Origin of the sequence: Gracilibacillus boraciitolerans JCM 21714, from assembly GCF_000521485.1 — a bacterium.
In the GTDB taxonomy this organism is placed as follows: Bacteria; Bacillota; Bacilli; order Bacillales; family Amphibacillaceae; genus Gracilibacillus; species Gracilibacillus boraciitolerans.
Genome location: NZ_BAVS01000007.1, coordinates 40,931 through 52,872, shown reverse-complemented (window position 1 = coordinate 52,872; position 11,942 = coordinate 40,931). Strand labels below are relative to the sequence as shown.

Here is an 11,942-nt window from a genome sequence, read left to right as displayed (position 1 = left end):
TTTTATTTTATACTATTATGAGATATTACCGAAAGCGATTACTAAGTGCATCATAAGGAGGAATAAAGTGACAGATTTATATATCATTTTCATTACTGTTATCGCTATTTTAATCTTATTATTTCTAGTTATTCATACAAAGTTACACGCCTTCGTTGCTTTATTACTGGTTAGTATTTTTGTTGGAGTTATTTCAGGTATGCCACTCAATGACGTGATATTATCAGTTCAAGTTGGAATGGGAAGTATATTAGGATATGTTGCCGTCATTGTCGGACTTGGTGCTATGTTTGGACAAATGTTAGAAGCATCAGGTGGTGCCCAAAAACTGGCACATCATTTAATTCTACGACTTGGTGAAGATAAGGCACCTATTGCTCTTGGAATAACAGGATTTCTCGTAGCTATTCCTGTCTTCTTTGACATAGGTTTTATCATCCTTGTTCCCTTGATATACGGATTAGCAAAAAAAACCGGTCGCTCCTTATTGTATTATGGTATCCCTTTATTAGCCGGATTAGCTGTCACGCATAGCTTTATGCCACCTACACCTGGCCCCCCCATTGCTGTAGCGAAACTGCTCGGCGCTGAAATTGGGTGGGTTATACTATTTGGTTTGTTAGCTGGTATCCCTTCTATGCTCATCGCTGGACCGCTTTTCGGAAAGTTTATTAGTAAAAAAATACATATAGATATTCCAGAGTATATTGATTTTAACGAAGTAGAGCACAACGATACAAATTTACCACCAATTAGTGTAATTGCAATAATCATATTAAGTCCGATATTCTTAATCGTATTAAATACACTTTCTTCCCTTTTATTAACAAAAGATACTTTTTATTATAATCTCTTTCAATTTATCGGACATCCTTTTATTGCGCTTCTATTTGCAACATTATTAGCTTTCTATTTTTTAGGACATCGACATGGATATTCAAAAAAGGAAGTACAAATTATTGCCAATAAGGCACTTGAGCCCGCTGGTATTATTATTTTAGTAACTGGAGCGGGAGGAGTTTTTAAAGAAGTATTAATTGATTCTGGAGCAGGAACAATATTAGCAAATTTTTTAGGAAACTTCTCTATTTCACCTTTTTTGTTAGGATTTATAATTGCCGTTATCGTTCGAATTTCACAAGGATCAGCAACAATTGCAATGATTACTTCTGCTAGTATTGTCTCATCCTTAATACACAAAGTGGAATATAGCCCGCCAGAACTCGGTCTAATAGTGATAGCTATTGCATCAGGTGCAACTATTTTCTCGCATGTTAATGATTCAGGATTTTGGTTAATAAATCGCTATTTCGGTATGGATATTAAAGAAACATTTCTATCATGGACCATAATGGAAACCATTATTGCTCTGGTCGGTTTTACAATGGTATTATGCATGGAGTTATTGTTTATTTAATTAACGAGAAAAAAAGGTAAATGAAAAACATTTCGATAACTGGTTGAAAAAAGAAATTTTTTTCTTATAATGAAATGGTGATGAAAAAAATTTCTATTAGGAGGAATATTATATGCAACTAGGTATGATCGGATTAGGAAAAATGGGACATCAGCTTTCATTAAATCTTTTGGACAAGGACCATCAAGTTGTGGCACACGATATAAATGAAGATGCACTAATGGCTATTGCTAAACAAGGTGCAGATACAGCTGCTTCGATCGCAGAATTAGTAAGTAAATTATCAAAACCACGTACCATCTGGATAATGGTATCTGTAGGAGATGCTACGGAGAACGTTTTCACTGCCTTGTTAGATCATGTTGAGCCTGGTGATCGCATCATTGATGGCGGTAATGCCTACTATAAGGAATCCATATCTCGAGGGGAACGCAGTAAAGAAAAAGGCATTTACTTCTTTGATTGTGGAACAAGCGGTGGCATAGAAGGAGCTCGAAACGGCGCATGTACTATGATCGGTGGTGACCAAGAGCAGTTTGAAGAACTCAGACCATTATTTCACGACCTTACTGTTGAAAATGGCTATCTTCATACTGGCCCTGTTGGAAGCGGTCACTTTCTGAAAATGGTACATAATGGTATTGAATACGGAATGATGCAAGCAATTGCGGAAGGTTTTGACATATTGGACAAAAGTCCTTTCGATTATGAATACGAAAAAGTTGCCAATGTATGGAATCATGGATCTGTTATTCGTTCCTGGTTAATGGAATTAACTGAAAGCGCGTTCCAAAAAGACCCAAGTTTGGATCAAATAAAAGGAATTATGCATTCTTCTGGTGAAGGTAAATGGACAGTCGAGACAGCACTTGATTACGAAATGGCCGCACCAGTAATCACGTTAGCATTATTAATGCGATACCGTTCCCAAGAACAAGACACATTCACTGGAAAAGTTGTCGCAGCACTCCGAAATGAATTTGGTGGCCATGCTGTTGAAAAAAATTAATTTATGCACCCTTTCCCCCCCTTAAGAAAAACCGGGAAAGCCCACCAGATCCTTTTAGTAGTAATTTTGAAATGGATAATAGATGTAACCACTATATTTCAAAATGGCTACATTTAAAATGCATTGATACCGCAGTTTATATGCTTTCCTTACTTAGAACAAAAATTTATCTTAAAACATAAAAAAGGAACATTCTCTATTAATAGAAGAATGTTCCTTTTTGCTTTGTCATTAACATTATATTAAATAAGCAATAACAAAAGTAAGAATAAATAGTAACGAACCTGTTACAACCGTTCCACGATGCAATACAGCATCAATACCCTTAGCTTTTTGTTTACCAAATAATTGTTCTGCACCACCTGAAATCGCTCCAGATAGACCTGCACTTTTTCCAGATTGTAATAATACAAATACAATTAATACGATGGCATCAATAATTAATAAAGTCATTGCAACGGTCAACATGTTGCAAACCCCCCCCTTAAACGTACAAATACATATCTACAATGTAGCAAAAAGTATAATAAATAGCAAGAATTTTTTCTGATTATACCAGATTCAATCATGCTATAATATAATGAAGACTTCTATCTTGTAAGGATTGGGGAGAAAAATATGGATGAAGAATCATTTTGGTTTCATACTAAAGACAAGCAGGAGCTTTTCGTAAAATGCTGGAAGAAGACAGATAAACCGAAAGCTATTATTCTAATCGCCCACGGTATGGCTGAGCATATTGAGAGATATAACGAGGTTGCCAGTTATTTTGCAGATCATCATTTTATTGTTTATGGTCATGATCATAGAGGACATGGCAAGACTGGCCAACTTGCAGAGTCATTAGGTTTTTTTGCTGAAAAGGATGGCTTCGACCTTGTAGTGCAAGATTTAATGGAACTTACGACTTTCATAAAGGAAAAACATCCGAACATTCCTATTTTTCTGATTGGTCATAGTATGGGATCATTTATATGTCGTCGATACATGATGCTAAATGGAGATAATCTGAATGGTGTTATATTAATAGGTACAGGTTTCCAATCACCACTGCTACTTAAAGCAGCAAAAAAAATAGCAAAATACATGGTTAAAATAAAAGGGAAACGAACGGCTTCCCCCCATTTTTAAATAATTTGACTTTTTTAAACTATAATAAACGAACAAACCAGCATAGTTCTTTTGATTGGCTCTGTACTGATCAATATGTCATAACGAAGTATAAACAGGATCCATTATGTGGTTTTATTCCAAGCAATCAATTTTTTTACGATTTATATGATGGTATGGAAACAATTCAATCTGCTGCAGATTCGAAAAAAATACCTAAGCTACTTCCATTATTACTGTTAAGTGGTAAAGATGATCCAGTTGGTCAATATGGACAGGGAGTTCAGAAGGCAATTAATTTTTATCAATCGCTTGAATTGTATTCAGTAAACTATCATATATATGATAAAAACAGACACGAAATCTTAAATGAAGTAAATAAAAAAGAAGTTTTTCAGGACATCACGAATTGGCTCGATGGGCAAATTACTTGTAACAATAAAAAGCAATCCATATAATAACCTTGTTATAAGATGATTTCCCTTGAAAATTGACCTGTAAAAAGAGTAAAATAAGATGTAGTATTATCTTAACATATATTATATTAGGAGGTTTTTTATTATGGCGGTTGAAAAGACAGTAACAATTACGGACGAAACAGGAGTCCATGCACGTCCAGCAACAGTATTAGTAAATAAAGCAGGAAGCTATGCAGCTGATATGAACTTAGAATATAACGGTAAATCCATTAACCTTAAATCTATTATGGGTGTTATGTCACTAGGAATTCCTCAAGGTGCTCAAATTAAAATCGTTGCTAATGGATCAGATGAACAAGAAGCATTAGACGCAATTGTAGAAGTCATTAAATCAGAAGGTCTAGGAGAGTAATAATTACATGAGTCAATTAACAGGAATAGCAGCATCTAGTGGAATAGCGATTGCAAAAGCATATAAATTAGCTATTCCAGATCTTTCTATTAACAAGAAGGAAATAGCAAACATAGACCAGGAAATAGATCGTTTATTAAAAGCGTTAGACGTGTCAAAATCAGAGTTGGAAAAAATTAAGGAGCATGCTCGCACCTCGTTAGGTGATGAGCATGCAGAGATTTTTTCGGCTCATTTATTAGTTCTTAGTGATCCTGAATTAATCAATCCAATCAAGGATAAAATTGAAACAGATAACATAAATGCAGAATTTGCATTAAACGAAACAGCTCAAATGTTTATCGAAATGTTTGAAAATATGGAAAATGAATATATGAGAGAACGAGCTGCAGATATTAAAGATGTTACAAAACGTGTAATGGCTCATTTACTCGGAGTTTCTTTTCCAAATCCGGCATTAATAGATGAACAGGTTATTGTTATCGCGGATGATTTAACTCCTTCTGATACCGCACAATTGAACAAAAAATTTGTACAAGGTTTCACTACTAATACGGGTGGTCGTACATCCCACTCTGCGATCATGGCACGTTCTTTAGAAATACCTGCAGTTGTAGGCACAAAAGATGTGACAAAGCAAATCAATGAAGGTGATACCATAATTGTTGATGGCATTGAAGGGAAAGTAATTATAAATCCATCCGCCGAAGAGATTCAAACATATCAGAAAAAACAAGAAGATTTCGAATTACAAAAGAAAGAATGGGCCAAGTTAAAAGATGAACCCTCTGTTTCAAAAGATGGTCAACATGTAGAGCTTGTAGCTAACATTGGAACACCAAATGATGTAGAAGGTGTTTTAAACAATGGTGGTGAAGGTGTCGGGTTATATCGTACCGAGTTTTTATATATGGGTAAAAATGAGCTTCCTACTGAGGAAGAACAGTTTGATGCCTATAGATCGGTACTAGAACAAATGGGTCGTGATAAACCCGTTGTAGTTCGTACACTTGATATTGGTGGCGATAAAGAACTTCCATACCTTGAATTACCTGATGAAATGAATCCATTTCTTGGCTACCGTGCCATTCGTCTCTGTTTAGAACGTGATGATATTTTTCGTACACAATTGCGCGCATTGCTTCGTGCAAGTACTTATGGAAATTTAAAAATCATGTTCCCAATGATTGCTACCTTGGATGAATTTCGTCAGGCTAAAGCCATTCTTCTTGAAGAAAAGGACAAGTTAATTCAGGAAGGTACAGAAATATCTGAATCAATAGAAATTGGTATTATGGTTGAGATCCCTTCTACTGCAGTTATTGCTCGCCAATTCGCAAAGGAAGTTGATTTCTTCAGTATCGGAACCAACGATTTAATTCAATATACATTAGCTGCTGACCGTATGAATGAGCGTGTTAGCTACCTGTATCAACCATACCATCCGGCAATCCTTAATCTTGTTAACAACGTAATTGAGGCTGCACATGCTGAAGGTAAATGGGCAGGTATGTGTGGTGAAATGGCTGGCGATGCGATTGCAATTCCAATTCTATTAGGTTTAGGTCTTGATGAGTTTAGTATGAGTGCAACATCGATCCTTCCAGCTCGGACTCAATTAAAGGAACTATCTAAAGAAGAATTAGCATCTTTTAAAGATCAGTTTTTAAGCATGGGAACTGCTGATGAAGTCGAAGCATTTATCCGTGAAAAGACGAACCAATAAAATAAATAAGCAAACATCCTTCTGATCAATTCAGAGAGGATGTTTTATTATCTAAATTTCTAAGACTGGTTTCGTCATGCTAAAATTTCATGAATTTCTCTTGGAGAATTTACCATATACTTAGGGTTATGTTTTGCAATTACTTCTTTAGAGTCGTATCCCCCCAACTTACCCAAATCATAGGTACATTTACTTTATTACAAGCAATGATATCGCGTTCTTCATCACCTATATAGATTACTTTTGAAATTGGAATACGCTCTTCCATTATTAGTCGTTTCAACAATTTATCTTTACCAAAAACGCTTGTGGAACTAAAAATTTTGCTTACACTGGTAATTTGATATCGTTCTAATACTGTTGAGATATTTTCTGGTGAATTAGTCGATAGTATCCCAATATAATAGCCTTTTGTTTTTAAATTCTCCATTAACTCTTTAATACCATCAATAATTTCTACTTCATGTATGAATTCTTGATATAATCGATAAAATTTAGGCATTAAGAATGGAATTTTATAAAGAGGACATCTTAAAAATTGACCTTTTTCCTTTATCGATAGTTTTCGAAATTTTTCTATATCAGATAATTTTAATTCTCTGTAATTCGTTTTTTGAGCAAGTTTATTCCAACCGGCTACTAGTGCTTTTTTAGAGTCCACAATCGTTCCATCAAAATCAAAAATAATCGTATCAACCAATTCAATCACTTCCAACTTATATTTTTACTATATACTATCACAAAACAATAAAAAGCGTCATAACTTCAAATTGAAGAGTATTAATTATGAAATGGAGAACTGCTTAACATCCGCTATTAATTTCAAAATAACTACTATTCAGTAAATCAAAGATATATCGCATTATCTTCCTGATAAGCAATAAAAAATCCGAACGATAACAAATTCACATTGCAGAATTCGCATTATCGTTCGGATTTTACTTATATCGAATAACTTTTATCTCATTCTTTTTAAAATAACCAATTTAGTTGTTTAGGTTATAGAATGCTGTTTTTCCAGCGTATTTTGCTGTACCAACTAGTTCATCTTCAATGCGAAGTAATTGGTTGTATTTTGCGACACGGTCTGTACGAGACGGTGCACCAGTTTTGATTTGACCCGCATTTGTTGCAACAGCGATATCCGCAATGGTTGTATCTTCTGTTTCACCAGAACGGTGAGAAATAATTGCTGTATAACCAGCTGTTTTTGCCATCTCTATTGCTTCAAATGTTTCTGTTAGTGTACCAATTTGATTCACTTTTACCAGGATTGAGTTACCTACACCCTGCTCGATACCTTGTGCCAAACGTTTCGTATTGGTAACGAATAAATCGTCCCCCCCAACTAATTGAACCTTATCACCCAGGCGATCAGTGAGAAGTTTATGACCTTCCCAGTCATTTTCATCCAAACCATCTTCAATTGAAATGATAGGGTATTTGTTAATCATTTCTTCGTACCAATTAACCATTTCTTCAGAAGTACGAACAACACCTTCACCTTTAAGATTATACTTACCATCTTCATAGAATTCAGAAGAGGCAACATCCATTGCAAGCTTCACTTCTTCTCCTGGTTTATAACCAGCAGCCTCAATTGCTTCAATAATAGTGGAAAGGGCTTCTTCATTTGATTTTAGGTTTGGTGCAAATCCACCTTCATCCCCCCCAACACCAGTATTATAACCTTTTCCAGTAAGAACTTTTTTCAAGTTGTGGAAGATTTCTGCACCCATTCTAAGTGCTTCACGGAAACTAGGAGCACCGACTGGCATAATCATAAATTCTTGAATATCTACATTGTTATCTGCGTGCTCTCCACCGTTTAAAATGTTCATCATTGGTGTAGGAAGAGTAGTGGCATTAAAACCACCTAAGTAAGTATATAACGGAACTCCTAGATAATCTGCTGCTGCATGTGCAACTGCCATGGATACACCTAAAATTGCATTAGCTCCAAGTTTTCCTTTGTTTTCTGTACCATCAAGCTCTAATAGAAGCTGATCAATGACAACTTGTCGAGTTACATCGATTCCTAATAATTCTGGTGCGATAATTTCATTTACGTTTTCTACTGCTTTTAGAACACCTTTACCTAGAAAACGGTCTTTATCACCATCGCGTAATTCTACTGCTTCATGTTCACCAGTAGACGCACCACTTGGAACGATTGCTGAGCCAAATGCCCCTGATTCTGTATAAATTTCTACTTCAACGGTTGGGTTACCACGAGAATCTAATACTTCGCGTGCGTAAACATCTGTAATGAATGGCATAATTATAACTCTCCTTTTTTTCTTCTTATTTTTTAATAAGGCTTTCGCCTGTCATCTCTTTTGGTTGATTAACTTGTAATAAATCTAATAACGTTGGTGCTAAATCGGCTAAAATTCCACCGTCACGTAACTGTACACCATCTTTTGTCACAATGACTGGCACAGGATTGGTCGTGTGAGCGGTCATTGGAGTTCCATCTAATGTCACCACTTCATCAGAATTACCGTGATCAGCTGTAATAATTGCATGACCACCTTTTTCGATAATCTTATCGACAATTTTACCCAAGCACTCATCCACTGTTTCAATCGCTTTAATAGTAGGTTCAAGCATACCAGAATGACCTACCATATCTGGATTTGCAAAATTGAGGATAATTGCATTTTGTGTATCTTTATCCAATTCCTCTAAAAGGGCATCTGTTACTTGATAGGCACTCATTTCAGGCTGTAAATCATAAGTTGCAACTTTTGGTGAGTCGATAAGAATTCGTTTTTCACCCGGAAATTCCTTTTCACGACCACCACTCATAAAGAAGGTGACGTGTGGATATTTTTCGGTTTCAGCAATACGTAATTGATTAAGATTATTTTGTGCCAGAACCTCACCAACGGTATTATCCAAATTGACTGGTTCATACGCCACATATCCATCGACCGTTTCACTAAAATTAGTAAGACAGACAAAATGAATATTTTTTGGCGCTTTATCACCTCGTTCAAAATCACGAAAATCTTCATTTGCAAAAGTACGGGAAATTTGAATCGCACGGTCAGGACGGAAGTTGTAAAAAATAACCGCATCCTCATCCTGAATGGTTGCTTTTGGTGTTCCGTCTTCTTTAGTAATTACCGATGGAATAACGAATTCATCGTATATTTCATTTTTATAGGAGTCTTCGACAACTTCAAGTGGATCCTGATATGTTGGTCCTTCCCCCCCATATACCATTGCATCATATGACTTTTTAACGCGATCCCAACGTTTATCGCGATCCATTGAGTAATAACGACCTGAGATAGTAGCGAACTCGCCTACACCAATTTCGTTCATTTTATCTTGTGCTTCTTTAATGTACTTCTTAGCAGATTTTTGGTTTACATCACGGCCGTCTAAAAAGGCATGTACATATACGTTTTCCACACCTTTATTCGCTGCAAGTCTAAGCACAGCATATAAATGCTGAATATGACTGTGAACACCACCGTCAGACAATAATCCAAAAACATGCAGTGCCTTATTATTATCTCTAGCATAATTTACTGCTTTTAATAATACTTTATTTTCAAAGAAGTCTCCCTCTTTGATCGACAAATTAACACGAGTTAAACTTTGGTAAACAACTCGGCCCGCACCAATATTTAAGTGACCAACCTCTGAATTTCCCATCTGTCCTTCAGGTAATCCAACTGCTTCACCTGAAGCGGTTAATTGACTTGTTGGAAATTTTGCCCAATAACGGTCAAAGTTTGGGGGGGATATTTGCCTGTTTAACTGCATTGCCTTTCACTTCATCTCGAATCGCATAACCATCCAAGATAATAAGTGCTGCTAATTTATTTTGACTCATTTTGCACCAGCCTCCACTAGCTGTAAGAAGGAATCTGCTTCTAGACTGGCACCGCCAACCAATGCTCCATCGATATCTGATTGTCCGAGTAATTCTTCAACATTTGCTGGTTTCACACTACCACCATACTGAATACGAACTGCATCTCCCGCAGCAGCTGAAACTGTGTCTGCTACCACTTTACGGATATGTGTACATACTTCATTCGCTTGTTCAGAAGTAGCTGTTTTACCAGTTCCGATTGCCCAGATAGGTTCATATGCAATAATTGTTGCTTTTACCTGTTCTTCACTTAAGCCGGCAATAGCAGCTTTCACTTGATTTTCGACTATGTTCATCGTTTCATTCGCTTCACGTTGTTCTAACGTTTCACCAACACATACAATAGGAATTAGTTTGTGTGCAAAAGCAGCATGCGCTTTTTTGTTAACTGTTTCATCTGTTTCAGCAAACAGTTCACGACGTTCTGAATGTCCTAAAACAACATATGTTACACCGATATCTGCAAGCATGCTTGGACTTACTTCACCTGTAAACGCACCATTCTCTTCAAAATGCATCGTTTGTGCTGCTATTTTCAAATCTGTGCCTTTTGTTTTTTCTACTAATGTTGGTAAATATGGAAAAGGTGCACAAACAACAGATTCTACCTTTTCTGTGCTCGCTACTATATTTTTAGTAGCTTCAACAAATTCCACTGCTTCACCTAGCAATTTATTCATTTTCCAGTTACCTGCAATTACTTTTTTACGCATCTTCTTCACCTCTCCTTTATTACTTATCTGTTAATACACTAACACCTGGCAGTTCTTTACCTTCCATAAACTCTAGGGAAGCACCGCCACCAGTTGAGATGTGATCCATTTGATCAGCATATCCAAATTTTTCAACAGCTGCTGCTGAATCACCACCACCAATAACAGTATAACCTTCTGTTTTACCTAATGCATCTGCAACGGCTTTTGTCCCATTGGCAAATACTTCTAATTCAAATACACCCATAGGACCATTCCAAATAACAAGCTTAGAATCTGATACGATTTGCGCGAATTTTTCACGTGTTTTTGGACCGATATCTAATGCTTCTAAATCAGCTGGAATTTGATCAATTGTAACTTCTTGCGTATTAGCATCACTTGAAAAGTCATCCGCTACAATTACATCAACAGGCAGTACCAAGTTAACACCTTTATCTTTAGCTTTTTGCATAAATTCTTTTGCTAAATCTATTTTATCTTCTTCCAGTAAAGAGTTACCAACTTCGTGACCAAGAGCCTTTAAGAAGGTATATGCAAGACCGCCACCGATAAGTAAATTATCGACTTTTTCTAATAAATTATCAATGACACCAATCTTATCTTTAACTTTTGCGCCACCGATGATCGCAGTAAACGGTCGGTCAGGATCTGATAATGCTTTGCCTAATACATCTAATTCTTTTTCTAATAAGAAACCTGCTGCAGATGGAAGATATTCTGCTATACCAGCAGTTGAAGCATGTGCACGGTGAGCAGCACCAAACGCATCATTTACATAGAATTCTGCTAAATTTGCAAATTCTTTAGCGAGTTGTGGATCATTTTTAGTTTCTCCTGCTTCAAATCGAACATTCTCAATTAATAAAAGATCGCCTTCCGCTAATTGACTTACTGCTTGATTTACTTCGTCGCCATAAACATGATCCGTTTTGACAACAGATTGTCCGATAAGATCACTAAGACGTTTAGCAACAGCATCCATACGAAGTTCCTCTACTACTTCTCCATCAGGTCGTCCAAGGTGACTGGCTAATATTACCTTTGCTCCTTGTTCTGATAAATACTTAATCGTTGGCAAAGCTGCTTTAATACGTGTATCATCACGCACTTCACCGTCTTTCATCGGAACATTAAAATCTACTCGACAAAATACTTTTTTGCCTTTTACGTCAATATCTTTGATCGTTTGTTTGTTCATTGTACAACCTCCTTGTGCTATTTATTACTAGTGAATCATCTAT

Annotated in this window: 11 protein-coding genes and 1 pseudogene; 6 read left to right on the top strand and 6 right to left on the bottom strand. The window is 36.2% G+C overall.

Going from position 1 to position 11,942, the window contains the following annotated elements:
• Positions 1 to 67: 67 nt before the first annotated feature.
• Entirely contained in the window at positions 68 to 1,417 is a 1,350-nt protein-coding gene (locus JCM21714_RS06745; protein ID WP_035722870.1) for a GntP family permease, read from the top strand.
• A gap of 112 nt (positions 1,418 to 1,529) precedes the next feature.
• Complete coding sequence (gene gnd, locus JCM21714_RS06740) at positions 1,530 to 2,426, top strand: phosphogluconate dehydrogenase (NAD(+)-dependent, decarboxylating) (RefSeq protein WP_035722869.1); 897 nt, start codon at positions 1,530 to 1,532, stop codon at positions 2,424 to 2,426.
• Positions 2,427 to 2,663: 237 nt separating this feature from the next.
• On the opposite strand, the gene secG is transcribed toward gnd, so the two are convergent.
• Entirely contained in the window at positions 2,664 to 2,894 is a 231-nt protein-coding gene (gene secG / locus JCM21714_RS06735) for a preprotein translocase subunit SecG (protein WP_035722867.1), read from the bottom strand.
• 150 nt (positions 2,895 to 3,044) lie between these two features.
• Between secG and JCM21714_RS22870 the strand changes: the two genes are divergently transcribed.
• The 4 genes from JCM21714_RS22870 (at position 3,045) to ptsP (ending at position 6,093) form a co-directional block, all read left to right on the top strand.
• Positions 3,045 to 3,557, top strand: coding sequence for an alpha/beta hydrolase (locus JCM21714_RS22870; RefSeq protein ID WP_052000445.1), 513 nt, complete (start codon positions 3,045 to 3,047; stop codon positions 3,555 to 3,557).
• Between the two features lie 5 nt (positions 3,558 to 3,562).
• Positions 3,563 to 3,994: a serine aminopeptidase domain-containing protein gene (locus tag JCM21714_RS22865; RefSeq protein ID WP_052000444.1), complete on the top strand. Its 432-nt coding sequence runs from the start codon at positions 3,563 to 3,565 to the stop codon at positions 3,992 to 3,994.
• A 103-nt stretch (positions 3,995 to 4,097) separates the two neighbouring features.
• Positions 4,098 to 4,367, top strand: coding sequence for a phosphocarrier protein HPr (locus JCM21714_RS06725; RefSeq protein WP_035722866.1), 270 nt, complete (start codon positions 4,098 to 4,100; stop codon positions 4,365 to 4,367).
• Between the two features lie 7 nt (positions 4,368 to 4,374).
• Positions 4,375 to 6,093 carry a phosphoenolpyruvate--protein phosphotransferase gene (ptsP, locus tag JCM21714_RS06720; protein WP_035722865.1) on the top strand — a complete coding sequence of 573 codons (1,719 nt, stop codon included), beginning with the start codon at positions 4,375 to 4,377 and terminating at the stop codon, positions 6,091 to 6,093.
• 139 nt (positions 6,094 to 6,232) lie between these two features.
• Here the strand turns inward: ptsP and JCM21714_RS06715 are convergent, their stop codons facing one another.
• From JCM21714_RS06715 to JCM21714_RS06695, 5 genes and pseudogenes are all read right to left on the bottom strand, one after another.
• Positions 6,233 to 6,793: an HAD-IA family hydrolase gene (locus JCM21714_RS06715; protein WP_052000443.1), complete on the bottom strand. Its 561-nt coding sequence runs from the start codon at positions 6,791 to 6,793 to the stop codon at positions 6,233 to 6,235.
• A 286-nt stretch (positions 6,794 to 7,079) separates the two neighbouring features.
• A complete protein-coding gene (eno, locus tag JCM21714_RS06710) occupies positions 7,080 to 8,372 on the bottom strand; it encodes a phosphopyruvate hydratase (RefSeq protein WP_035722864.1) in 1,293 nt (430 codons plus the stop codon).
• 25 nt (positions 8,373 to 8,397) lie between these two features.
• A pseudogene (gene gpmI / locus JCM21714_RS06705) lies at positions 8,398 to 9,943 on the bottom strand (2,3-bisphosphoglycerate-independent phosphoglycerate mutase).
• Positions 9,940 to 10,698 (bottom strand): triose-phosphate isomerase, encoded by a 759-nt coding sequence (gene tpiA / locus JCM21714_RS06700; RefSeq protein ID WP_035722863.1) that lies wholly within the window; start codon positions 10,696 to 10,698, stop codon positions 9,940 to 9,942. Before tpiA ends, gpmI begins: the two are co-directional and overlap by 4 nt.
• A gap of 19 nt (positions 10,699 to 10,717) precedes the next feature.
• Positions 10,718 to 11,899, bottom strand: coding sequence for a phosphoglycerate kinase (locus JCM21714_RS06695; RefSeq protein ID WP_035722862.1), 1,182 nt, complete (start codon positions 11,897 to 11,899; stop codon positions 10,718 to 10,720).
• Between the last annotated feature and the right edge of the window lie 43 nt (positions 11,900 to 11,942).

Coding starts and splice junctions, on each gene's coding strand:
- gnd (WP_035722869.1), top strand. CDS start 1,530: ATGCAACTAGGTATGATCGGATTAGGAAAAATGGGACATCAGCTTTCA.
- secG (WP_035722867.1), bottom strand. CDS start 2,894: ATGTTGACCGTTGCAATGACTTTATTAATTATTGATGCCATCGTATTA.
- JCM21714_RS22870 (WP_052000445.1), top strand. CDS start 3,045: ATGGATGAAGAATCATTTTGGTTTCATACTAAAGACAAGCAGGAGCTT.
- JCM21714_RS06725 (WP_035722866.1), top strand. CDS start 4,098: ATGGCGGTTGAAAAGACAGTAACAATTACGGACGAAACAGGAGTCCAT.
- ptsP (WP_035722865.1), top strand. CDS start 4,375: ATGAGTCAATTAACAGGAATAGCAGCATCTAGTGGAATAGCGATTGCA.
- eno (WP_035722864.1), bottom strand. CDS start 8,372: ATGCCATTCATTACAGATGTTTACGCACGCGAAGTATTAGATTCTCGT.
- tpiA (WP_035722863.1), bottom strand. CDS start 10,698: ATGCGTAAAAAAGTAATTGCAGGTAACTGGAAAATGAATAAATTGCTA.
- JCM21714_RS06695 (WP_035722862.1), bottom strand. CDS start 11,899: ATGAACAAACAAACGATCAAAGATATTGACGTAAAAGGCAAAAAAGTA.